Raw genomic sequence first — 23,675 nt, forward strand, 5'->3', positions numbered from 1 at the left:
CCATCGTCGCGTAGGTCAACTGTGCCTTCGGACCAGCCGGCCAGTAGCTGCCTTCGTTGGTCACGCAGTGGTACAGAAGCTCAACGCCTCGATCAGCAGCGACATGCAGGAGCGCATCCACGGGATCCGCCGTAGCATCGCACCGCAGGCGTAGCTGGGCTCGGAGAGTGTGAACCCGCTGCAGGTCGTCTGCGATCTGCTCGACCTGATAGAGGCAACACGCAGCTGGCCGGGCCTATCCATCAGCCCAGGCCGATGCCGAGCCGGGTGCACGGCGGCAAACCTAAGGGGCCAGATGAAGCAGATCACGCTTTAGGACCCGCCCATTGCGAAGCGCTGCGAGGTATAGTCGCGCTCCATGGTCAGGAGTGACCCAGCACTACCTGGTGTAACCATCGCGCCAAGGAGAGAAGTTGCTTTGCTCAATTTCATTCGAAACTACCGATGGAAACGCTGGCTTAAGGCGCGGGATGTCAAGCTTTCGGCCGGCCTACGCTGCCTCTCACCAAATGCCAGTTTACGAGTCGAAAAAGCGGTAAGCCTCGGCGACGTAATAATCAAGTCCCGGAGCCTGCACATCGGAACGCACACCTATATTCGCAGCGGTTCACTGCAATTAGTCAGTGCTATAGGGCGATTCTGTTCAATAGGGCAGGACGTGAGGATCGGTTTGAGCGCGGATGCCCATCCTCTTGACTGGCTAACGACCCATCCAGTTCATGATTTCGCGGGAAGAATGAAACACAAACCCTCTCGCTCAGCTACCAGCATAGGAAACGATGTCTGGATTGGTGAAAGTGTGATTATTTTGAATGGTTTGCGTGTGGGCGATGGGGCAGTTATTGCCGCGGGCGCGGTTGTCACCAAGGACGTTCCACCTTATGCCATAGTTGGCGGGAACCCTGCCAAATTTCTACGTTGGCGGTTCGATGACCCAACACTTAGAGAAGCATTGGTAAAAAGCGCCTGGTGGGATTTGCCTATTAAACAGTTGGCAGCGTTACCCTTTAACGAGCCTCATACCTGCCTTGCACTTATAGATGAGGCCAAGGCTAAACAACCGCTTACGCAACCGGCCTACAAGCAATATCAAATAAAGCGCACGGGATGTATTGAGCTGGGCGGAAGCTGAAATCCATTACCGTGTAACAATGAAGGGCGCCGAGAGGGAGACCCGGCTGGCCATCATGTGAACCCAGTGGGAAGTGGGGGCTGGCCATCCGGGGCCAGCTCGCGAATAAGCTCAAATTTGCAATGCCCCGGTCGCCGGCAAGCCGTGCTGCTACGGGGTACGAATCAAGCGGCCCGAGTAGTGTTTTGCCCATCTATGCCAAGGGGCGACTGCAATCTGCTCCAGTGCCGAAGCGTTATCGGATTAAGGGAGATTAGTGTTCTGTCAGGCGCCGCTTGTGCCAGCGCTTCCAAAAACAATGTATCCGTACCAATCTGGATATCTAGCTCGGGCCATTCCACCGTCCAGCCAGCATCGCCCAAGATCGCCTTTTCGAAAGCTTCGGGCTTCGCGAGTGGTTCCAGCCCTGGATATGTTTTCACGTCATGGCCCATATCCAGGGAAAAGCGCTGCGCGCTGGTGAAGGTCAGGTCGAGGATCGCGCCGGGATGAGCGTGCACAGCGTAGGTACCGCAACCCCCCTGCCGTGGTGAAGCTTGGTCGCGGCCAAGGCCGGCTGCTACAGGTTTGGCAAGTTACGGAACAAGGGCTGAGCTAGAGAAACAACGGTGTGATCCAGTTTTCGCGAGCTGCGCCCGCTTCCTACCGAATCAAACTAACCCTCAACCTCCACATACCTGGACTCCCCTCCCCCCGACGCCCCGGCAAGCCAGCCCCAGGTAACCGCGAGTTCGGTCTTGCCATCCTCGCGCACATCAACCGTGCCTTCGGACCAGCCGGCCAGTAACTGGCTCTCGTCGGTCAGGCAGTGGTACAGCAGCTCGATCCGGTTCTCCCCGGCAAGCCGCCCTACCAGTTGGCCTTGCGATGAGTGAATCACCAGCGTTGTGCATAACGCTCCCGAACATGTTGGCTGATAAACGTGGTCAGGCCCTTTCCTTCCATGGCCAGGCGTTGCATTTCGAGCACGGTGGGCAGGCCGGCGCTTTCCACGTTGTAGAGGTAGTGGCAGGGTTCTTCGCTGGAGAATTGGACGGTAATGGAGTCGGTTCCCAGCTCGTAGGCGACCACACCTGCATGGCCGCTGAGGTTTGCGTAGGGCTGCATAGCGTTCTCCTCTGTTGCCGGTAGACCGCCGTACCGCTTCGCGGTTGCGCTGCATCTGCCCGAAGGTCGGGGCTCGGTTTACCCTTCAGCCCGATCCCGCCCACCAAACCTGTGCACCGCATCCACCATCAGCTCGGGAATCAACCGCCGAATGCGGGGTTCGCTGTGGTAGGCGCCGTCGTCGTTGTAGCGCAGGTAGGCCCGCTGGCAAAGGTTGCATTGCCACACGCCGCACTGGTTGGCGGGATAGAAACGAGGGGCGATGGGGGCGTTGGGGGACCAGTAATAGGTGCCTTCGGGATGGTACTCATCCAGCGTGGCGTCTTCCTCGTCGAACTCGGCGAGGGTGCCGATATGAACCAGCTGAGTTTCCCGTAGGCCTATTGGCCAGCCTGCCCAGCCGGTTGGCAACGTCGCGCTGCAGTTGCATGGCTGGGTTACACGGGCGGCATGGGTAGCCAGTTCAAACAGCGCCGCATAGGTCAGCAAGGGTTGCATCGCTCACTCCTTCGAGCACAGGGCTATTCAAGGCAGGCTTGGGCCGCAGAACAGCTGGAAACCTTCGCGCTCGGCGAGCCGCGCGCGATAGGCCTCCACGGCTGGGAACGCCGGGCGCTCGAAGGGTGTGCCGAACCATCGGTTTACCGAAAGCCCGATCACGATATCCGCCAGGCTGAAGCGATCGCCGGTCACGAATGCTCCCGTTTGCGACAGTTGCTGCTCGAGAATGGCCATGGTTGTGGCCCAGCGCTGTTCGCCCTGGCGAAGCGCAACCGGGTCTTGATAGTCGGGGTTTTTGCGTACTCGCGAGTGGAACACGTAGCCCCACGAGGGATTGAGTTCGGCGGCTTGCCAATCCAGCCATTGGTCCACCCTTGCGCGTTCATGCGGCGAGGAGGGATACAGCGCGTCGCCTGCGTAAGCGTTGGCGAGGTAGCGAAGGATGCTGTTGGATTCCCACAGCACAAAATCACCGTCGATCAACACAGGTATCTGGGCGTTGGGGTTGAGGGCGCGGAACTCAGGCAAGCTTGGGGAGCGAAAGCCCAACCCCCAGTCTTCCTCGCGCTCAACGGGCAGGCCGAGCTCGGTACAGGCCCATAACACTTTGCGTACATTGATGGACGACGTTCGTCCAAGAACCTTCAGCATGATCGAAGCGTCCGTGTGGGTGCTGGCGAGCTATTACAGCACCCTTGGGACCGCTCCGGAAGCAGGCTTTAGAACACGTTGATCGGGTATTCCACGAACACGCGTACTTCGTTGCCGTCATCGTTGTATTCGGATTCGCGCACGTTGGTGGAGGTGCGCAGCATGGAGCCACGCAGGCGCACTTTCAGGTCCTTGGCCGGGCCTTCCTGCACCACGTACTGCAGCTGGTTGAACCACTCGCGCTCGTTCCCTTCGCCATTGTTAGTGCGGATGTTATCCCCGCGCACATAGGCGATCTTGTAGGTGAGCCCGGGCACGCCGTAGGGGCCGAAGTCCAAGCCGTACGCGAGCTGCCAGGAGCGTTCGTCTTCAGCGTTGAAGTCCGACCAGTAGGAGTTGGCCAGGAAAATGGTGGACCCGCCGTCACCCACGCCGCCGGCGTCGGCGTAGCTGCCGTAGTTGTAGCCGGTATCACCGGTACTGCGCTGGTGCGCCAGGGTGAAGGAGTGGGCGCCGAAGGCGTAGGTGGCCGCCAGGCTCCAGATGGTGTTGTCCTGGCCGGTGCCGAGGCGGTCGGCATAGGATTGGTCCAGGCGCGAGCGGTAGCCGTTGAAGTCCAGGGTAAGGGACCGATCCGTGGCCATCGGCATCACATAGGTCATGCCCAGGTATTGCTTCTTCAGGCGGTCCTGCACATCGGAGGCGTACAGCGAGGCCGTGAAGTCGTCGCTGAATTTGTAGCTGCCGCCGAACACGTCGATCTGCTTCAGGCGACCGCTGTCGCGGCCCTCGTCACTCTTGCGCGCCTCGGCGGTAAAGTGGCCGGCGTTCAGTTCCAGGCCCTGCAGTTCGCGGGACGTGACCATGTAGCCGGTATAGGTTTCGGGTAGCAGCCGGGTATCGTCGTAGTTGAGTACCGGCAACGCAGGCATCATTTCGCCGTACTTCAGCACGGTGTTGGATACCCGGAACTTGATGGCAGCGCCTGCGCGAGCCACGTCGTGCTCGGCGTTGCCATTGTTGTCCACCCTGAAGAAGTCGATGCCGCCCGCGCCACTGCGCCCGTTGCCGCCATCAAGGCGCAATGCGTACAGGCCAAACGCATCCACGCCCACGCCTACGGTGCCTTGGGTGAACCCGGAGCTGAAGGTGCCGATAAACCCTTGGCCCCACTCGGCGCGGTCTTCGGAGCCATGCTTGTAGTCGCGGTTCATGTAAGCATTGCGCAGTAGAACGTTGAGGTGACTGTCCTCCACGAACCCCTGAGCCTGCGATTGGTCATTGGCCATTGCATTGGCAGCCGTGCAGATCCCTAGCGCCAATGCGGCGATGCGGTAGTTCAACATCTCGTTTTCCCTTGTACCGAAATAGACACGCCGGGCGGCGAAGCAAATACAGGCCATAGCCAGCCAACCGAAGCGGGCTCGGATCCTAGAGAGGGGTATAGAGGGTGTCAAACTACGAAATGGAGTAAAGCGTGTCGGGAGGGGGGGGTCAGCTGGGCGTCCTGCCCAAAGGGAATGGCCAGTGGCCGGAGAGGTTCAAGCTTTTACGATGCCGAGCAAAGCTTCCAGTTCGGCATCGCTGATCAGGCCAGCCGGATAGCGGTCGGCAATCGCCCTACGCGGATCGGCGCCCCGCCCTTCCCCACATCGCTGGGCGTTGCGCCCAGGTGCGACCATCTGGGGCGATACACTGTTGTTACCCTGAGGTACTGCTTCTCTTACTGCATTCATCACAACATCCCCGGTTCAACCACAGCACAGGCTAAGTCTTTTTTATGACAGGTCGGCAATTGCACACTGCCGTCATCTGCTGAATATAAAGATACAAAAGCTGTGCCAGCGCACTAAGCCGTAGCAAGGCGGATACACAAAAGCCCAGCGGTGGCCGCTGGGCTTTGCGGTGATGCGCAGATCAGCCGTGGTGAGGCGCAGGTTGCTGCTGGGTAAGGCAGTGGATATTACCGCCGCCAAGCAATAGCTCCCGGCCTGGCACGAACACGATTTCGTGCTCGGGGAATACGCGTTGCAGTACCTCTCGGGCCGCGTCGTCCGTGGCTTCGGAGAAGCTTGGCGCAATGATTCCGCCGTTCACGATGAGGAAGTTGACGTACGAACCCGCCAGGCGCACCGACGGGTCGCGGTGCTGGCTGCCGGCGCAGACATCAACGCCATCGCACTCTTCTTCGGTGGCAAACAAGGGCCCGGGGATAGGCATTTTGTGCACCACAAAAGTGCGCCCCTTGGCGTCCGTTGTGTTCTCAAGTACCCGCAGCGCCTCGTGGCAACGGCTGTAGTTCGGGTCTTGTGGGTCGTCTGTCCACGCCAGTAACACTTCGCCGGGGCGTACGTAACAACAGAAGTTATCCACGTGGCCGTCGGTTTCATCGTTGAACAGGCCTTCTGGCAGCCACACCACCTTGCTCACGTTCAAGTAGTCGCCAAGCAGCGCTTCGATCTCCCCACGGCCCAGGTGCGGGTTGCGGTTGCGGTTGAGCAGGCACTCCTCGGTGGTGATCACCGTGCCCTCGCCATCAACGTGGATCGAGCCGCCTTCGAGCACAAAGCCTTCGGTGCGATAGCGGGCGCAGCGCTCCATCTCGAGCACTTTGCTCGCCACCTGGTCGTCCCGGTTCCAGGGGCTGTACAGCCCGCCATCGAACCCGCCCCAGGCGTTGAAGCCCCAATCCACGCCGCGCACGTCGCCGCTGTCGTTGATCACGAAGGTAGGGCCGGTGTCACGCATCCAGGCATCATCGGTGCTCATTTCCACGATGCGGATGTTGGGAACGTCCAGGCGGGCACGGGCGTTCTCATATTGCGCCGCAGAAACGGCCACGGTAACCGGCTCGAAGCGCGCGATAGCCCGGGCCAGGGCAACGTGTGCAGCCTGCGCGGGCTTGCCGCCCAGGCGCCAGTTGTCCGGGCGCTCCGGCCAGATCATCCACACCTGGCTTTGCGGTGCCCACTCGGCCGGCATATGGAAGCCGTCGGCCCGCGGTGTGCTGTGAAGGGTGGTCATGGTGGTCAGGACTCCAGTGAACCGTCGAGTGTTTTGATCGGGCCATACAGGTTGGGCCGGCGATCACGGAAGGTGCCCCAGGCGCTGCGAATGCGTTCGAGGGCGTCGAGGTCGAAACGTTGGACCAGTATGCCTTCCTCGGTTTCATTCAGCTCCTGAACTTTGGCCCCGAACTGATCGGCGATGAACGAAGAGCCATAGAACGTGATGCTGTAACCGTCCTGCTCTTCCCGGCCGATGCGGTTGCTGGCAACCACTGGCATCAGGTTGGCGCCGGCATGGCCTTGCTGCACGCGCTGCCAGTGGTCGCGAGAAGTGATGCTGGCATCGTGGGGCTCACTGCCGATGGCGGTGGGGTAGAACAGCACTTCGGCCCCCAGCAGCGCCATGGCGCGAGCGCACTCGGGGAACCACTGGTCCCAGCAAATCCCTACGCCGATCTTCGCGTAGCGGGTTTGCCATACCTTGAAGCCAGTATCGCCGGGGTTGAAGTAGTACTTCTCGTGGTAGCCAGGGCCGTCCGGGATGTGGCTTTTTCGATAAATGCCGAGGTTGCTGCCGTCGGCATCAATGATGGCGATGCTGTTGAAGCGGGCGCGCCCCGCCAGCTCATAGAAGCTGATGGGCAGTACCACTTCGAGCTCACGCGCTACCTTCTGGAAGTGGGCGATCGCGGCGTTGGTGTCTGCCGCTGTGGCCAGCTGGAGGTAGTCTGCGTTGGGCTTCTGGCAAAAGTACGGTGTTTCAAACAGCTCCTGGATCAGAATGATCTGGGCCCCCTCGGCCGCCGCCTGGCGAACCAGGCGTTCGGCGTTGGCAAGGTTGGCCTGGCGATCCCAGGAACAGGCCATCTGAGTGGCGGCGACGGTAACGGTGCGGCTCATGGACAACTCCGTGCAGGTGAGTGAGCGCTTCGAGGGCGGCCCTTTATAACCGATAAAAATCGACCAATAAAGGGCTTAACCATTCGAAAGCTCGCTATAGCCTGCGCTTTAAACCGATATAAATCGGCTAAATACCCAGCCAGCCGCTCTAACTCGCTACAAGTCCTCTGCCAGCACCTTGGCCACACTGTCCACAAAGAAGTCCACACTCCGCCGGGTGGTACACATGGGTGGCTTGATCTTCAGGATGTTGAGGTAGTCCCCGGTGGGCTGCATGAAGATGCCCAGGTCTCGCAGCCGCTCGCACAGCAGGGCCGTTTCCTCGGTGGCGGGCTCCAGCGTGGCGCGATCACGCACCAGTTCCAGCCCCAGGTAGAAACCGGAACCATGGGCAGCACCTGCCAGCGGGAACCGCTCTACCAATTCTTCCAACCGCTGTTTGAAATAGCCCCCGGTCACCCTGGCGTTCTCCCACAGCCCTTCTTCTTCCATCACATCAAGCACGGCCATGCCGATCTCGCAGCTCACCGGGCTACCCCCGGCAGACGAGAAGAAATACCCCTCCGCTTCCAGCGCTTCGGCGATTTCCCGGCGAGTGATCACCACGCCGAGCGGCTGGCCGTTGCCCATGCCCTTGGCCATGGTGATGATGTCCGGCACCACGCCTTGTTCTTCGAAGCCCCAGAAGTGCGTGCCCAGGCGGCCATAGCCCACTTGCACTTCGTCGGCGATGCACACCCCACCGCGGGCGCGCACTTGGGCGTAAACCTGTTCTAGGTAGCCCGGCGGCAAGGCGATCCCCCCGGCGTTGCCATACACCGGCTCGCAGATGAACCCCGCAACCTGGCGTTGCTGGGCGTCCAGGTTGGCCAGCGTGTCGGTAACACTGCGCAGGTAATCCGCGGTGCTGCCCGGGCCACGGAACGTTCCCCGGTAGGTATTGGGCGCCATCACCGGGTGTACCCATTGCGGGCGCGTTTCCAGCGCCTTTGGGTTATCCGCGATCGAGGTGGAGATTGCGTCGGTAGCGACCGTCCAGCCGTGATAGGCCTCCAGCACACTGAGCACATCCCGGCCACCGCTGTAGGCCCAGGCCAGGCGGATGGCGAGGTCGTTGGCCTCGCTGCCGCTGTTCACCAAAAACACCCGGTCCATCGAAGAGGGCGCCAGCGCCAGCAGGCGCTCGGAAAACTCCGCCAAGGCGGCGTAGTGGAAGCGGGAGTTGGTATTGAGCAAGGACCATTGCCGCGCGGCCACCTGTGCCATACGCGGATGGCCATGGCCCAGCACCGCTACGTTGTTGAGCATGTCCAGATAGGACCGGCCCTGCATGTCGATCAGGTGGTTGCGCCAGCCGCGCTCGATACGCGGCGGTGCCTGGTAGTAATACTTCTGTGACCGGGCAAAGCTGGCATCGCGGCGCGCCAGCAACACCTGGGAATCTTCTTGAGCGGGTGCGTCACATGCCCAGCCGAGCACGGCAGCGGGTGAAGGGCACAACATGGCCCAGGCGCTTGCACGTGAAGGCGTAGTGAACGCAGGCGCATCGATGCCGGCGTGCATCAATTGAATACGCAACATGCCAGACGCCTGACCAAGCTGCTGCCCCTTGTCCTTGGCACCGGGCGAGGTATCGCTCAGCTGGCCATCAAGCTGTAACGCCCATTGTTCGCCCACAAGCATCCAGCGATCCTTGCCCGCCGCTGACCACTGGCCGGGGAAAGGCGCCTCCAAGGCTTGCTCCGCCGCCAACAGCAATTGCACGTGCAGCGCGAAGGTTTCGGGTTCGGCGGGAATGTCTGGCCGTGTTTGCGCGAGGTAGTATTCGCCATAGCGGGACGCGGCCGCCTCGAAGCCAGCCAGTGCCCCGGCCAACTGCCGATCTACCGCGCCCTCTTCTTCCCAGTTGCCGGCGTTCCAGAGCGGGCTGAGCACGCTCAGGTCCAGGCTGTTCACGCTCTCAGGCGACAGCCCTGGCAGCAGCCGGCCCAGCCCCTGCGCGTTGGGCGTGCTGCACGGCATTCCAGCGGCGGCCAGCACGGCGTTTTCCATCAGCGCCGGTGCGACCGACAGCGCAACGTCCAGCACTTCCCATTCATGGGCGGCGTTGTCATGCAGATAAGGGTTTTGCGGGTTGAGCTTGAGCTGCTGCGCGGTACTGAGCACCAGCACGGCGGCACGGTTGACGATCAATGGCCACAGTGCACGCAGCTCGGCTTCGGTCAGCGGATTGGCCTGTTGATAGGCTGTAACCGCCGGCAATATTCCGAAGGGGTCACCCTCGCAGTGGTGCAGCAGCGCCGCACAGGTCACGCTCAGGTCGGCGATCCGCCAGGTACGGCAAAGGTCGCCAAAATCGATGATGCCCTTGAGCATCCAGCCGCGCTGCGGTGTGCGCTGCCACAGCGTGTTGTCATCGGTGAGGTCCAGATGCACCGCCTGGCTCGGCAGCCGAGGTATCAGCGCTGCCAGGCGCGCTTGTGCGTGCTGGGTTGCATGGCGAACCTGTGCCAGCCGCTCGGGCTGGTCCGCCAGCACGGGAAGCAACTGCTCTACCAGCGCCGCTGCCTGGCGCGGGTCCCATTGCAGCGTTCGCTCCAGCCCCGGGTGCGAGAACCCGGCAAGCGCGCGGTCCGTTTCCGCGCACAGCCGGCCCATGGCTGCCCGGATATCAATGCCCAGGTGTGGCCGGCGGGTAAGCGGCTCACCTTCAAGGTACTCAAAAAGCCGCACGTGCAGCGCCTGCCCGGCCGCCGTCACGCTCAGCAGCTTGTGGCCGCTCAGGGTGGGCATCACTCGGGGTACGGCAAGGCCTTCGGCGGCCAGGTGTTCAAGCGCGGCATGCTGGGCCTGCAGCTCTTCCAGCCCGTAACTGCCATGGCAGGCCTTGAGCACGAAACGGCCGGCAGTGCTCTGCACTCTGAAATTGAGGTCTTGCTGGCTGCCCAAAGGCTCCAGCTCACCGTCTATTGCATAATGCTCGAGCAGCAAACGCTGGGCATCTTCGGTGGAGAGGTGGGGGTTGGGCAGGCTGGAGCGCTGGATCAGCTCATGGAGCGACATCGGGTAGGCCTCGGTTTTTTGCACACATATCGCCATGCATTGGGCCGATTAGCAACCCCGTGGGAAGCGTCTACAATGCTAGCGAAAAGCTACTCCTCAAGGCCTGCCGAAGTATTAAGGTATTCGGGCTTGCACCGGGCTGCGGATCCCCACAAAGTATGCCCATTTCATACTTGGCGACTTAAGGAAAAAGGCGCGTACACATGCGAATCCTCATTACTGGAGGGGCGGGCTTCATCGGTTCGGCCCTGGTTCGACACCTCATCGAAAACACCGGGCACGAAGTGCTCAACGTCGACAAGCTGACGTACGCGGGTAACCTGGAGTCCCTCGCCGGCATCGCTACCAACACACGCTATGAATTCGTTCAGGCCGATATCGCCGATCAGCCCGTGGTCGGGGAAGTACTGGCCCGGTTCCAGCCTCAGGCAATCATGCACCTGGCGGCAGAGTCGCATGTGGATCGGTCCATCGACGGCCCGTCCGATTTCATCCAAACCAATATCGTGGGCACCTATGCCCTGCTCGAAGCCACCCGCGCGTATTGGGCGAAGCTGAGCGAGCCGGAGCGAAGTGCGTTCCGCTTCCACCACATCTCTACCGACGAGGTATACGGCGACCTCCACGGCGTGGACGACCTGTTCACCGAAACCACACCGTACGCACCCAGCTCCCCGTACTCAGCGAGCAAGGCGGCCTCCGACCACCTGGTACGCGCCTGGCATCGCACCTATGGGTTGCCGGTGGTGGTCACCAACTGTTCGAACAACTACGGCCCTTATCACTTCCCTGAGAAGCTGATTCCGCTGGTGATTCTCAATGCACTGGAAGGCAAGCCCTTGCCGGTATATGGCGATGGCCTGCAGGTGCGCGACTGGCTGTTCGTGGAAGACCACGCCCGGGCATTGCTGGAGGTGGTAACGCGCGGTGAAGTGGGCGAAACCTACAACATCGGCGGCCACAACGAGCAAAAGAACATCGACGTGGTGCGTGGCATTTGCGCCTTGCTCGAAGAATTGGCCCCAGCCCGCCCGGACGGCGTGGCCAACTATGCTGACCTGATTACTTTCGTGAAGGACCGCCCCGGCCACGACCTGCGTTACGCCATCGACGCCAGCAAGATCGAGCGCGAGCTGGGCTGGGTACCCCAGGAAACCTTCCAGACCGGCCTGCGCAAAACCGTGCAGTGGTACCTGGATAACCTGGACTGGTGCCGGCGCGTTCAGGACGGCAGCTACCAGCGCGAACGCCTGGGCTTCACCGAACCCAAGGACCTGATCGCATGAAGGGCATCGTCCTGGCCGGCGGCTCCGGCACGCGCTTGCACCCGATCACGCTGGGCGTTTCCAAACAGCTGCTGCCGATCTACGACAAGCCGATGATCTATTACCCGATCTCGGTGTTGATGCTGGCCGGGATCCGTGAAGTGTTGATCATTTCCACGCCCCTGGACCTGCCTCAGTACCGGCAGTTGCTGGGCGATGGCAGCCAGTTCGGTATCCATATCAGCTACGCCGAGCAGCCCTCGCCGGACGGCCTCGCCCAGGCGTTCCTGATCGGCGAGTCGTTCATCGGCAACGACCCGGTGTGCCTTATCCTGGGGGACAACATCTTCCATGGGCAGCACTTCTCCGACCAGTTGCAACGCGCCGTCAAGCGGGGCAGCGGCGCCACAGTGTTCGGCTATTGGGTGAAAGATCCAGAGCGCTTCGGTGTGATCGAGTTCGACGAGGCTGGCCACGCCCTGTCCATCGAAGAAAAGCCCACCGCGCCAAAGTCCAGCTATGCGGTCACCGGCCTGTATTTCTATGACAATGACGTGGTGCAGATCGCCCGCGAGGTCAAGCCTTCGCCGCGTGGTGAGCTGGAAATCACCGACGTAAACAACGCCTACCTGGCACGTGGCGACCTGCATGTGGAACGCTTCGGCCGCGGCTTCGCCTGGCTGGATACCGGCACTCACGACAGCCTGCTGGAGGCTTCGCAGTACGTGCAAACGGTAGAGCATCGGCAAGGGTTGAAGGTCGCCTGCCTTGAAGAAATTGCCTACATGAACGGCTGGATCGACCAGCAACAACTGCTGGTACGTGCCAACGCTTTCGGCAAAACCGGCTACGGCCAATACCTGTTTGCCCTGGCGAGAGAAACCCGATGAACGTGGTGACAACCAACATCCCCGATGTATTGATTTTCGAGCCCAGGGTATTCGGCGATGACCGCGGGTTCTTCTTCGAAAGCTTCAATGAGCGCGCCTTCAACGAAGCCACCGGCCGCCAGGTGACCTTTGTTCAGGACAACCACTCGCGCTCGCAGCGCGGCGTGCTCCGCGGCCTGCATTACCAGATCCAGAACCCGCAGGGCAAACTGGTACGGGTTGCCACCGGCGAAGTGCTGGACATCGCCGTGGACATCCGTCGTGGCTCCCCTACCTTCGGCCACTGCGTTTCCGTGCTGCTATCGGAAGAGAACAAGCGCCAGCTGTGGATCCCCGAAGGCTTCGCCCATGGCTTCGTGGTACTGAGCGAGACGGCGGACTTCCTCTACAAGACCACTGACTACTACAACCCGGCCGCCGAGCGGTGCATCGCCTGGAACGACCCCACCCTGGCCATCGACTGGCAGCTGGGCGAGCTGGAGCCCCGGCTGTCGGCCAAAGACCAGCAAGGCAAGGCCTTGGCCGACGCGGACCTGTTCCCATGACTGGCCGCCTGAGCGTATTGCTGGTGGGCGCCAATGGCCAGGTGAGCACCGAGCTGCAGAAGCGCCTGCAAGGCAAAGTGGACCTGCATGTACTGGGCAGCAGTACCCTGGACCTCACCCGGCCGGATGCAATCCGGGAACAGGTGCGGGCACTGAGCCCAGGCTTGATCATCAACCCGGCAGCCCACACCGCAGTGGACAAGGCTGAATCCGAACGTGAGCTGGCCTTTGCTATCAACGCCATTGCGCCGGGTGTGTTGGCCGAAGAGGCCCACCGGCTGGGTGCGCCACTGATCCACTATTCCACCGACTATGTGTTCGACGGCAGCAAGGCCGAGCCATACGTGGAAGCCGACCCCACCGCCCCGCTCGGGGTGTACGGCGAAAGCAAACTGGCGGGTGAGCAAGCCATCCAGGGCGTAGGCGGCGCGCACCTCATTTTGCGTACCAGCTGGGTGTATGCCTCCCATGGGCGCAACTTCCTGCTGACCATGCAACGCCTGCTGCAGGAGAAGCCGGAGCTCAAGGTAGTTGCCGATCAGATAGGCGCGCCTACCTGGGCCGGTACGATCGCGGACAGCACGGTGCGGCTCATTGATCGCTGGCAAGCTGGGCAGGCTGGCCCGTGGGGCGTATATCACCTGACTGCCCGCGGGCAAACCTCGTGGTTCGGCTTTGCCGAAGCCATTGGCGAGCAGCTGCGCAAAGCTGGCAAGCCCTGCGCGGCGTTGCTGCCCATCGCCTCGAGCGACTACCCCACACCTGCCCGCCGGCCGCTGAATTCGCGACTGAACTGCGGCAAGCTGGAGGCCGAGTGGGGCGTACGCCAGGCGGATTGGCACGAGGCACTGCTGGAGTGCCTGCGCGAGGCATAACCGTGGCGCGTGCGCTGCGGTAACATGGCGGGATGATCAAGCCCGCCCTTCCCCGCCGCCCGCGCTGGCGCAACCTCGCCCTTGTCGCCATCTGCCTGGCACCGTTGCTGTTTCCGTTGCAGCAGCTGGCGGAGCGTTACTACCGCAGTGAGCTGGTAAGCCAGAACCGCCAGACCCTCGACTTGTACGTGGCCAACCTGCTGGGCACGCTTCGCCGCTACGAAGCCCTGCCGCCGATCCTCAGCGACCTGCCCGCGCTGCGTCAGCTACTGGCCCACCCCACCGACCCGCAACTGCAGGGCGTGGCCAACCGCCTCCTTAAAACCATCTGCGACCAGACCGGCGCCGAGGTGATGTACCTCATGGACCCGGCGGGTAATACCCTGGCTGCCTCCAACTGGGAACAGAAGGACAGTTTCGTGGGGCGTAATTTCGCCTTCCGGCCGTATTTCAATGACGCCATTGCCGGGCGATTGGGGCGCTTCTTTGGCCTGGGGACCACCTCGGCGAAACGTGGCTATTTCTTTGCCGCCGGCGTGCGCGACGGTGACGAAACCATAGGGGCGCTGGTGGTGAAGGTGGACCTGGACCACACCGAAACCCTTTGGGGCCGCACGCCAGAGCAGCTCGCCGTCACCGACCAATACGGCGTGGTGATCCTTACCTCCCGCCCCGACTGGCGCTACCGCGCTACGCGGCCGCTGACGGAGGTAGAACGCGCAGCCATTGCGGCCAATCAGCCGTACCCCACGGGCAACCCTGGTGTGCTGGAACTGGACAACCGCACCTGGCTCACCCAAAGCCGGTTCATCGGCGAAACGGGCTGGACCGTCAACCTGCTCGCCCCGCGCAGCTTGATCGACCGCCCGGTGCGCACCGTGGTGGCGGTGGGTGGCGCGGCGCTGTTGGCGCTCATGTTGATGTTGGGCCTGATGATGCAAAGGCGGCGCAATTACCTGGACCGCATCGCCTTCGAAGCGCTTGGCCGACAAGAACTTGAGGCCCGCGTGAGCGAACGCACCAGCGCCCTGCAAAAGCTCAACAGCCGCCTGCGCCAGGAAGTGCTCGAACGCGAGCAGGCGCAGCAGAAGCTGGTGCAGGCGCAGGACGAACTGGTACAGGCGAGCAAGCTGTCGGCGCTGGGCACCATGAGCGCCAGCATCAGCCATGAGCTAAACCAACCGTTGGCGGCGATCCGCAGCTATGCCGACAACGCCGGCGTGCTGCTCGACCACCAGCGCACCGATGACGCCCGGAACAATCTAAAGGCAATCAGCGAGCTCACCGCACGCATGGCTTCGATCATCGCCCACCTGCGCGCCTTCGCCCGCCGCGACCGCCATGCGCCCGAGAGCGTGGCGCTGCAACCGGCACTCGAAGATGCCCTGGCGCTGTTGGCCAAGCGCCGCCGGGCCATGGACGTGGAACTGATTCGCGACCTGCCCGACGCCCCGCTGTGGGTGCAAGCTGGCGAAACCCGGTTACGTCAGGTGCTGGGCAATGTACTGGCCAACGCGCTGGATGCCCTCACTGAAAAAGCCAACCCGCGGCGTATCTGGCTCAGCGCCGAGAAGTCCACTGACAGTATCAGCCTCTTCATCCGGGACAACGGCCCTGGGTTCAGCAGCGAGGCGCTGGCCCATGCGCGCGAACCCTTCTTTACAACCAAAACCCGTACCCAGGGGCTGGGCCTGGGGTTGGCGATCTGCGAAACGCTGATGCGCGCCCTGGGCGGTGAACTGCTCATGGCCAATCACCCGCAGGGCGGCGCGCTGCTTACCCTGAGGCTACGCCCGGCCACCCCCGGGGTTAGCCCGCAACCACTCGAGGACCTGGCATGACCGCGCCGGATGCATTAACCACTCGCACGGACGTGGTGCTGATTGACGACGACCCACACCTGCGCCAGGCGCTGGGGCAAACCCTGGATCTGGCCGGGCTGAAAGTGCTGGCGCTGGAAGATGCCACCGGCCTGCCGGCCCGCCTGGGCCGCGACTGGCCTGGCGTGGTGGTGTCGGACATTCGCATGCCGGGCGTCGACGGGCTTACGTTACTGCGCCAGCTGCACGCTGCCGACCCCGAGCTACCGGTGTTGCTGATCACCGGCCACGGCGATGTGCCGCTGGCCGTCGAGGCCATGCGCGCGGGGGCTTATGATTTCCTTGAAAAGCCGTTTGCGAGCGAAGCGCTGCTCGATAGCGTACGCCGTGCATTGAGCCATCGAAGGCTGGTGCTTGAGAACCGCAGCCTGCGGTTGGCCCTGAGTGACCGCCAGGCCCTGGGTACGCGCCTGGTGGGTAACAGCCCTTCGATGGCGCGGCTGCGCGAACAGATCGGCGCCTTGGCGGGTACCCGCGCGGACGTATTGATATTGGGCGAAACCGGCGCGGGCAAGGAAGTGGTCGCGCGCGCATTGCATGACTTGTCTGGCCGCCGTAATGGCCCGTTCGTAGCTATCAATGCTGGCGCGCTGGCTGAATCGGTGGTGGAAAGCGAGCTGTTCGGTCATGAGCCTGGCGCCTTTACCGGCGCGCAGAAGCGGCGCATCGGCAAGTTCGAGTTCGCCAACGGCGGCACGCTGTTCCTCGACGAAATCGAAAGCATGAGCCTGGATGTGCAGGTAAAGCTGCTGCGCCTGCTGCAGGAACGCGTGGTGGAGCGGCTGGGCGGCAATCAGCAGATCCCGTTGGATATCCGCGTGATCGCAGCCACCAAGGAAGACCTGCGCCAGGCGGCGGACCAGGGGCGCTTCCGCGCCGACCTGTATTACCGCCTGAACGTGGCGCCGTTGCGCATTCCGCCGCTGCGCGAGCGGGGCGAGGATGTAGTCACGCTGTTCGAGCATTTCAGCAGCGCCGCGGCCGAGCGCCACGGCCTGCCCAGCCAAGCCCTGCAACCTGCGCAACGTAGCGCCCTGCTGCGCCATGGCTGGCCGGGTAACGTGCGCGAACTGCAAAATGCCGCCGAGCGATTTGCCCTGGGGCTGGACCTTGCGCTGGATACCCCCGGCGACCTGCCGGTAGATCCCCAGGAGGCCGACATTCATGGGCCGTTGAATGCGCAGGTAGAGGCGTTCGAACGGCAGGTTATCAGCGCCGAAATTGCCCGCGGCCATGCCTCGCTGCGCAGCCTTGCCGAAGCGCTGGGCATCCCGCGCAAAACGCTGCATGACAAGTTGCGCAAGCACGGGCTGAGCGTGGGCAGCGGGGAAGAGGCGGATTAAGCCCTTATTCGCGGACGATCTGTGGGACCGGGGGGAGCCGTAGGCGTAGCCCGGGAATGTTCGCAGGCTTTCGCCTACTCCCACAGCGTCAGGCCTCGCATAACTCCAGCAACGCCGCACGCCAGGGCGCGTTACCAGGCAGGGCCAGGAAGTACTCATTAAGCAGGCTATCCCGCGCGGGATAGCGGAACGGCTGGCCTTGCGTATCGACCACCTCACCACCTGCGCCTTCGAGCACGCCTTGGGCGGCAGCGGTGTCCCACTGTGAGGTTGGCGCCAGCCGCGGGTAGCAATGCGCGGCGCCTTCCGCTACCAGGCAGAATTTGAGCGAGCTGCCTACGCTGGTGAGGCTCAGGGGGCCAACGGCGGTTTCCAGGCCGGCCAGCAGCGCTTGCTGTTCAGGGCTGGAATGACGGCGGCTGGCTACTACGGTGAAGGGCTCACCCTCTGCGGGCAAAGGGCGTGATCGAAGCGGCTGCGGCGCTTCGCCCGGGTTACTGCACCATGCGCCGAGGCCCGCGCCGCCCCACCAGCAGCGGCCGTTGACCGGCATGGCAACCACGCCGAATACCACGTCGCCGCCCTTGACCAGGGCAATGTTCACCGTGAATTCTTCACTGCCGGAAATGAACTCCTTGGTGCCGTCCAGCGGGTCCACCAACCACCATTGATCCCAGCCCGCGCGTTGCGCCAGGGGCACGTCGCAGTCTTCTTCCGACAGAATCGGAATATCCGGCGCCAGGCGCGTCAAGCCGACCACGATCACGTCGTGCGCCGCCAGGTCTGCCGCAGTGACAGGCGAATCATCAGCCTTGGCGGTCACTTCCACGCCCGCCCGCCAGAACGGCAGGATCGCTTCGCCCGCGTCACGGGCAATGGCCAGCACGCCTTCGAGCAATGGGTGGGGGAACGTCATAGGCTGAAGGCTCCGCGCTGGGCCAACAGATCGCGTACCAGGTACAGCGCGGCCAGCGCTCGGCCTTCAGTGAAGTCTGCGTTGCGGGCAAGTTCCGACAATTCGCGCAGGTTCACGCGGTCTACCCGCAGCGGCTCCGGCTCGTCGCCTTCGAGGCGTTCTTCGTAGAGATCGGTGGCCAGCACCACCTGGATCTTCTGGCTCATGTAGCCAGGCGACAGGGACAGCTCGGTGAGGTGTTCCAATTGCCGCGCACCGAATCCGGCTTCTTCCTTGAGCTCCCGGTTTGCGGCGGCCAGCACGTCTTCGCCCGGCTCGATCAGCCCTTTGGGCAGGGATAGCTCATAGGTTTCCGTGCCGCCGCAGTACTCCTCCACCAGCACGGCATGCTCGTCGTCCAGCATCGCCACGATCATGACCGCGCCGTAACCATTGCCCCGCCCAACCAGCCGTTCGTAGGTGCGTTCCACACCATTGGCGAAACGCAGCTGTACTTGCTCTACACGGAAGATACGGCTACTGGCGACGATCTCACGGCCCAGCACGGTGGGTTTATGGCGCATAGGGGCGGCTCCTTGGCTTGAACGGGTTACTATACCTTGGCTCGCGCGTGTGCCGAGCCTGTTTTCCGCCGCCCGGGAGCCTTCCGATGCCCGTTTTAGCCTGGCCCGACATCGATACCGTTCTGCTGGACATGGACGGTACCTTGCTCGACCTGCACTTCGACAACCACTTCTGGCTGCATCACCTGCCCCGGCGCTATGCCGAGGTGCATGGGGTGAGCCTGGCCATGGCTGAAATGGAACTGCAGCCGCTGTTCGAGACACATGCCGGGCAGCTGAACTGGTATTGCCTGGACTTCTGGAGCCGTGAGCTCAACCTGCCGATCCTCGAACTCAAGCACGAAATTGCCGACCTCATCGCCTTGCGCCCGCATGCCGATACGTTCCTGGCGGCAGTGAAGGCTGCGGGCAAGCGACTGGTGCTGATCACCAACGCGCACCGGGATTCCTTGTCGCTCAAGCTCGAGCGTATCGCCTTGGCACCCTGGTTCGACCGGCTCATCACGTCCCACGATTATGGCTACCCCAAGGAAGCCGCCGCGTTCTGGGATGCGCTGCAAGCCGACCTGGCGTTCGACCCGGCACGGGCGCTGTTTATTGACGATACGTTGCCGATCCTGCGCAGTGCCCGCGCCTACGGCATTGGCCATTTGCTCGCGGTGAGCGAACCCGACAGCCGCAAGGGCCGCAAGAACACCGAGGAATTCGACGCGGTAGAGGACTTTCGAGCGCTGCTGCCGGGCCTTGCCCATGCGAGCGTGGCACCGGGGGTGTGAATGGACATCAAGCAGCTGAAGTTCTTGGTAGCGCTGGACGAAACCCGCCATTTCGGCCAGGCCGCCGCACGCTGCCATATCACTCAGCCTACGCTTTCCATGCGCTTGCGCAGCCTGGAGGAAGAGCTCGACCTGGCTTTGGTGAATCGCGGCCAGCGCTTCGAGGGGTTTACCGCGCCAGGCGAGCGCATACTGGCATGGGCTCGCACGGTACTGGCCGCCTACGATGGCTTGCAGGCAGAAGCCGCCGCCTGTCGTGGGCATCTGGTGGGTACGCTGCGGCTGGGGGTAGTGCCACTGTCGAGCTTCGATCCCGTACCGCTCTTGCGGGGGCTGCACACGCTGCACCCTGAACTGAACTTCGAGCTGAGCTCGCTGAGCTCCGATCAACTGGTGGAACAGTTGGCCAGTAACCGGCTGGACCTGGGTGTGTCGTACCTGGACCGGCTGGACCCAACCCAATTCGAAACCCTGCCCTTGAGCGAAACGCGCATGGGCTTGCTGCATGACCAGCGCCACTATCAATTTGGCGAAGCCCCGCTGAGCTGGGAGGCGGTCAACGAGCTACCCCTGGGCCTGTTGACCAGCGGCATGCATTTCCGCCAGTCCATCGACCATGCTTTCCACAGCCGGGGCCTGCGCCCACGCCCATTGTTGCAAACCGACGCGGTGCACCAATTGCTTCAGGCGGTACATGGCGGCTTGTGCTGCGCGATCATGCCGCTGCATGGCGGGCTGGAAGCACTCACCGAGCATCTGCGCCTGCAACCGATCGAGCAGGCGCAAACGCTCACGCGCCTTGGTTTGATCATGCGCCGCAGCGCGCCTCGCTCGCCCTTGGCCCAGGCGTGCTTCGCCTACTGCCAGAGCACGCTTGGCGGCAATTGATCGAGCCCATCTATCAGCGCATCGGAACAAGCGATTAGACGGTCAGTCACACCCGGCATAGGCTCAATCAACGAAACTGCCGGTACTGTCGAATGCCCGCCTTGCGTTCTGCCCCATTGGCGCCCCCCGACCCGTTGTCGTCCGCCAGCCAGGATTACCGCTACGCCACCCTGACCGATGGCGAGGCGGGGCAGGCTACGTTGGCGGACGAAGTGGCGCTGGCTATTGCGTACAACGGCATCAGCCAGGCGGTAATGCTAGTAAGCCCGCGCGACCTCGAAGACTTTGTGGTGGGCTTCAGTATCGCCAGTGGGATAGTGCCGGCCATCGAAGACGTTTACGACATCCAGGTACGTGGCCTGGGCGCCTCGCGAGAGGCGCAGGTGGACATTTCCAGCCGTGCGTTCTGGGCCTTGAAAGACCATCGCCGACAAATGGCCGGCACCAGTGGCTGCGGCCTGTGTGGCGTGGAGGCAGTGGACCAGGCACTACCGGCGTTACCCATACTTGAACCCATGCCCTTGCCCCCCGCCGCCTGGCTTGAAGGCCTGCGCCAGCGCCTTAGCGCGTTGCAGCCGCTCGGCCAGCACTCCGGCGCGGTGCATGCCGCGGCCTTCATGAACGCCCAGGGCGAACTCATGCTTGCCCGGGAAGACATCGGCCGGCACAACGCGCTGGACAAGCTGATCGGCGCATTGCTTCGCCAAGGCATCGATACCGCTGGCGGGCTGGTGGTGGTCACCAGCCGCTGCAGCCTTGAACTGATCCAGAAGATGCTGCGCGCCGGGATTCATACCCTCGTCAGCCTTTCTTCGCCAACGGGCCTGGCTTGCCAATGGGCCCGTAAACATCATTTGAACCTCATTCATCTGCCGCATCACAGCGCGCCGCGGGTGTACAGCCCCGCGATGGAGATCGAACCGTGAGCACCTCTACCAAAGCCGAGAAAGCCCCCGCCTCCGCCCCTCGCTACAAGCCCTACAGCGGCCCGGCCGCTGGCTGGGGCGCCTTGCAGAGCGTGACCCGGTTCTGGCTGGGCAGCGGCAATGCGCTGAAAAACATTCGCACCATGCTCAAGACCAACCAGAACGGCGGTTTCGACTGCCCCGGTTGCGCCTGGGGCGAATCCCCTGATGACGGCATGGTGAAGTTTTGCGAGAACGGCGCCAAGGCCGTGAACTGGGAGGCTACCAAGCGCCGGGTGGATGCGTCTTTCTTCGCCCGGCACAGCGTTGGCGCGCTGCTGGAGCAGAGCGACTACTGGCTCGAATACCAAGGCCGGCTCACCGAACCGATGGTCTACGACGCGCAGAGCGACCGTTACAAGCCCATTGCCTGGGACGAGGCCTTCGCGCTCATTGCCCGCCACCTCAATGAGCTGGAAAGCCCGGACCAGGCCGAGTTCTATACCTCCGGCCGTGCCAGCAACGAGGCCGCCTACCTTTACCAGCTATTCGTACGCGCGTTCGGGACCAACAACTTCCCCGATTGCTCGAACATGTGCCATGAAGCCAGCGGCGTTGCGCTTTCGCAGAGCATCGGCGTAGGCAAGGGCACGGTCACGTTCGAAGACTTCCATCACGCGGACGCGATTTTCGTGTGGGGCCAGAACCCCGGTACCAACCACCCACGCATGCTCGAACCTCTGCGCGAAGCAGTCGAGCGCGGCGCCCAGGTAGTGTGCATCAACCCGCTCAAGGAGCGCGGCCTGGAGCGCTTCCAGCATCCGCAACACCCGCTGGAAATGCTCACCAACGGTGACCGCCCCACCAATACCGCGTATTTCCGCCCGGCCTTGGGCGGCGACATGGCGATTGCCCGCGGCATGGCCAAGTTCCTGCTGCAATGGGAACGCGACGCGAAGGCTGCTGGCAACCCGCCGGTGTTCGATCATGACTTCCTCAGCGAACACACTGCGGCCGTGCAGGAATACCTCGCCGCCGTAGATGCCACCACCTGGGACCAGATCGTGGAACAGTCGGGCCTGCCGCTGGTGGAAATCGAGCGCGCGGCTCGTATGTACGCCAAAGGCACCAAAGTGATCATGTGCTGGGCCATGGGCATCACCCAGCATCGCCATTCGGTCCCTACGATTCAGGAGCTGTCCAACCTGATGCTCCTGCGCGGCAATATCGGCCGGCCAGGTGCCGGCCTGTGCCCGGTCCGTGGCCACAGCAACGTGCAAGGCGACCGCACCATGGGTATCAACGAGCGCCCGCCGGTGTTTTTGCTCGATGCCATGGAAAAGCGTTTCGGCTTCCAGGTTCCGCGCCAGCAAGGGCACAACGTGGTGGAAGCCATTCACGCCATGCTCGAAGGTCGCGCCAAGGTGTTCATCGGGCTGGGCGGCAACTTTGCCCAAGCCACGCCGGACAGCCCGCGCACCGCAGAAGCATTGCGCAACTGTGAGCTGACGGTGCACATCAGTACCAAGCTCAACCGCAGCCATCTGGTTCATGGCAAGGAGGCGTTGATCCTGCCGTGCCTGGGCCGCACCGACATCGACCGCCAGGCCGAGGGCCCGCAAGCGGTAACCGTGGAGGACTCGTTCTCGATGGTTCACGCCTCGTTCGGCCAGCTGCAGCCGCTGTCTTCGCTGCAACGCTCGGAGCCGGCCATCATCGCCGGGATCGCCCACGCTACGCTTGGCCCGCGCCCCGTAGACTGGCAGTGGCTGATCGGGGACTACCAGCGGATTCGGAACCTGATCGCCGATACCATCCCAGGCTTTACAGACTTCAACGCCAAGCTGAATCATCCCGGTGGCTTCTACCTGGGCAATACCGCAGGGCAGCGCCGCTGGAATACCGCGAGCGGCCGCGCCAACTTCAAGGCCAACGCCCTGCCGGCCGACCTGTTGCATGAGCGGGTCCACGCCACCGGCCGGGTGCCCGACCTGATCCTGCAGACCCTGCGCTCGCATGACCAGTACAACACCACTATCTACAGCCTGGATGATCGTTACCGGGGCGTGCGCGGGCAGCGTGAGGTCGTGTTCGCGAACGAAGCGGACATCATCCGCCTGGGTTACCAGCCGGGCCAGAAGGTGGACATGATCTCGGTATGGGAAGACGGCCGTGAGCGTCGGGTAAGCGGGTTTACCTTGCTGCCGTTCGATATTCCTGCAGGGCAAGCTGCGGCGTACTACCCGGAGACCAACCCGCTGGTACCGCTGGAAAGTACAGGCGACGGCAGCAGCACACCTACTTCCAAGTTCGTGGCCATCCGGTTCGAACGGGCGCAGGAAAGCGCGCGGATTATCTGAAATCCATCCAAGGCGAGCGGGTCGAAGATCATGTGACCCGCTTCGCTACTGCAAGTTTCCTTGCCATAACAATAAGTTAGCTATTTGTGACCAAGTCGTGTCATTCA

At 62.7% G+C, this 23,675-nt stretch carries 23 protein-coding genes; 11 read left to right on the forward strand and 12 right to left on the reverse strand.

The window, feature by feature from the left end:
* Positions 1–418: 418 nt before the first annotated feature.
* A complete protein-coding gene (locus G7016_RS25325) occupies positions 419–1,132 on the forward strand; it encodes a CatB-related O-acetyltransferase (protein ID WP_308812123.1) in 714 nt (237 codons plus the stop codon).
* Between the two features lie 164 nt (positions 1,133–1,296).
* On the opposite strand, the gene G7016_RS01040 is transcribed toward G7016_RS25325, so the two are convergent.
* From G7016_RS01040 to G7016_RS01085, 10 genes are all read right to left on the reverse strand, one after another.
* Positions 1,297–1,632 (reverse strand): DUF2442 domain-containing protein, encoded by a 336-nt coding sequence (locus G7016_RS01040; RefSeq protein WP_181110975.1) that lies wholly within the window; start codon positions 1,630–1,632, stop codon positions 1,297–1,299.
* 155 nt (positions 1,633–1,787) lie between these two features.
* Positions 1,788–2,012: a hypothetical protein gene (locus G7016_RS01045; protein WP_181110976.1), complete on the reverse strand. Its 225-nt coding sequence runs from the start codon at positions 2,010–2,012 to the stop codon at positions 1,788–1,790.
* Positions 2,009–2,239 carry a hypothetical protein gene (locus G7016_RS01050; RefSeq protein ID WP_181110977.1) on the reverse strand — a complete coding sequence of 77 codons (231 nt, stop codon included), beginning with the start codon at positions 2,237–2,239 and terminating at the stop codon, positions 2,009–2,011. The genes G7016_RS01045 and G7016_RS01050 overlap by 4 nt, the downstream gene beginning before the upstream one ends.
* A 78-nt stretch (positions 2,240–2,317) precedes the next feature.
* On the reverse strand, positions 2,318–2,737 hold the full coding sequence (locus G7016_RS01055; protein ID WP_181110978.1) for a hypothetical protein: 420 nt from the start codon (positions 2,735–2,737) through the stop codon (positions 2,318–2,320).
* A gap of 27 nt (positions 2,738–2,764) precedes the next feature.
* The gene (locus G7016_RS01060) at positions 2,765–3,391 is read right to left on the reverse strand and encodes a glutathione S-transferase family protein (protein ID WP_181110979.1); all 627 of its coding nucleotides are present in this window, start codon (positions 3,389–3,391) and stop codon (positions 2,765–2,767) included.
* Between the two features lie 68 nt (positions 3,392–3,459).
* A complete protein-coding gene (locus G7016_RS01065) occupies positions 3,460–4,737 on the reverse strand; it encodes an OprD family porin (RefSeq protein ID WP_181110980.1) in 1,278 nt (425 codons plus the stop codon).
* Between the two features lie 195 nt (positions 4,738–4,932).
* Entirely contained in the window at positions 4,933–5,127 is a 195-nt protein-coding gene (locus tag G7016_RS01070) for a hypothetical protein (protein ID WP_181111296.1), read from the reverse strand.
* Positions 5,128–5,308: 181 nt separating this feature from the next.
* A complete protein-coding gene (gene aguA / locus G7016_RS01075) occupies positions 5,309–6,415 on the reverse strand; it encodes an agmatine deiminase (RefSeq protein WP_181110981.1) in 1,107 nt (368 codons plus the stop codon).
* Between the two features lie 5 nt (positions 6,416–6,420).
* Complete coding sequence (gene aguB, locus G7016_RS01080) at positions 6,421–7,299, reverse strand: N-carbamoylputrescine amidase (protein ID WP_181110982.1); 879 nt, start codon at positions 7,297–7,299, stop codon at positions 6,421–6,423.
* A gap of 156 nt (positions 7,300–7,455) precedes the next feature.
* Positions 7,456–10,362, reverse strand: coding sequence for an aminotransferase (locus tag G7016_RS01085; protein WP_181111285.1), 2,907 nt, complete (start codon positions 10,360–10,362; stop codon positions 7,456–7,458).
* A gap of 203 nt (positions 10,363–10,565) precedes the next feature.
* Between G7016_RS01085 and rfbB the strand changes: the two genes are divergently transcribed.
* Genes rfbB through G7016_RS01115 form a run of 6 tightly spaced genes read left to right on the forward strand, consistent with a single transcriptional unit; the run spans position 10,566 to position 17,160 of the window.
* Positions 10,566–11,648, forward strand: a complete 1,083-nt coding sequence (rfbB, locus tag G7016_RS01090; protein ID WP_181110983.1) for a dTDP-glucose 4,6-dehydratase — start codon at positions 10,566–10,568, stop codon at positions 11,646–11,648.
* Positions 11,645–12,517 (forward strand): glucose-1-phosphate thymidylyltransferase RfbA, encoded by an 873-nt coding sequence (rfbA, locus tag G7016_RS01095; RefSeq protein ID WP_181110984.1) that lies wholly within the window; start codon positions 11,645–11,647, stop codon positions 12,515–12,517. The genes rfbB and rfbA overlap by 4 nt, the downstream gene beginning before the upstream one ends.
* On the forward strand, positions 12,514–13,062 hold the full coding sequence (rfbC, locus tag G7016_RS01100; protein WP_181110985.1) for a dTDP-4-dehydrorhamnose 3,5-epimerase: 549 nt from the start codon (positions 12,514–12,516) through the stop codon (positions 13,060–13,062). The genes rfbA and rfbC overlap by 4 nt, the downstream gene beginning before the upstream one ends.
* The gene (gene rfbD, locus G7016_RS01105; protein ID WP_181110986.1) at positions 13,059–13,937 is read left to right on the forward strand and encodes a dTDP-4-dehydrorhamnose reductase; all 879 of its coding nucleotides are present in this window, start codon (positions 13,059–13,061) and stop codon (positions 13,935–13,937) included. The genes rfbC and rfbD overlap by 4 nt, the downstream gene beginning before the upstream one ends.
* Positions 13,938–13,969: 32 nt before the next feature.
* The gene (locus G7016_RS01110) at positions 13,970–15,778 is read left to right on the forward strand and encodes an ATP-binding protein (protein WP_181110987.1); all 1,809 of its coding nucleotides are present in this window, start codon (positions 13,970–13,972) and stop codon (positions 15,776–15,778) included.
* Positions 15,775–17,160 (forward strand): sigma-54-dependent transcriptional regulator, encoded by a 1,386-nt coding sequence (locus G7016_RS01115; protein ID WP_181110988.1) that lies wholly within the window; start codon positions 15,775–15,777, stop codon positions 17,158–17,160. The genes G7016_RS01110 and G7016_RS01115 overlap by 4 nt, the downstream gene beginning before the upstream one ends.
* 88 nt (positions 17,161–17,248) lie before the next feature.
* Here the strand turns inward: G7016_RS01115 and cysQ are convergent, their stop codons facing one another.
* Together cysQ and nudE are read right to left on the reverse strand one after the other, a co-directional pair.
* A complete protein-coding gene (gene cysQ, locus G7016_RS01120) occupies positions 17,249–18,076 on the reverse strand; it encodes a 3'(2'),5'-bisphosphate nucleotidase CysQ (RefSeq protein WP_181110989.1) in 828 nt (275 codons plus the stop codon).
* Positions 18,073–18,639, reverse strand: coding sequence for an ADP compounds hydrolase NudE (nudE, locus tag G7016_RS01125; RefSeq protein ID WP_181110990.1), 567 nt, complete (start codon positions 18,637–18,639; stop codon positions 18,073–18,075). The genes cysQ and nudE overlap by 4 nt, the downstream gene beginning before the upstream one ends.
* Before the next feature lie 86 nt (positions 18,640–18,725).
* On the opposite strand from nudE, the gene yrfG reads away from it, so the two are divergent.
* The 4 genes from yrfG to G7016_RS01145 all read left to right on the forward strand — a co-directional run bounded on the left by yrfG (position 18,726) and on the right by G7016_RS01145 (position 23,568).
* Positions 18,726–19,415: a GMP/IMP nucleotidase gene (gene yrfG / locus G7016_RS01130; RefSeq protein WP_181110991.1), complete on the forward strand. Its 690-nt coding sequence runs from the start codon at positions 18,726–18,728 to the stop codon at positions 19,413–19,415.
* Positions 19,416–20,303 carry a LysR family transcriptional regulator gene (locus tag G7016_RS01135; protein WP_181110992.1) on the forward strand — a complete coding sequence of 296 codons (888 nt, stop codon included), beginning with the start codon at positions 19,416–19,418 and terminating at the stop codon, positions 20,301–20,303.
* Between the two features lie 92 nt (positions 20,304–20,395).
* Positions 20,396–21,229 (forward strand): formate dehydrogenase accessory sulfurtransferase FdhD, encoded by an 834-nt coding sequence (gene fdhD / locus G7016_RS01140; protein WP_181110993.1) that lies wholly within the window; start codon positions 20,396–20,398, stop codon positions 21,227–21,229.
* Positions 21,226–23,568 (forward strand): FdhF/YdeP family oxidoreductase, encoded by a 2,343-nt coding sequence (locus tag G7016_RS01145; protein ID WP_181110994.1) that lies wholly within the window; start codon positions 21,226–21,228, stop codon positions 23,566–23,568. Before fdhD ends, G7016_RS01145 begins: the two co-directional genes overlap by 4 nt.
* Positions 23,569–23,675 lie beyond the last annotated feature (107 nt).

The sequence above is a fragment of the Pseudomonas japonica genome, from assembly GCF_013522925.1.
Lineage (GTDB): Bacteria > Pseudomonadota > Gammaproteobacteria > Pseudomonadales > Pseudomonadaceae > Aquipseudomonas > Aquipseudomonas japonica_A.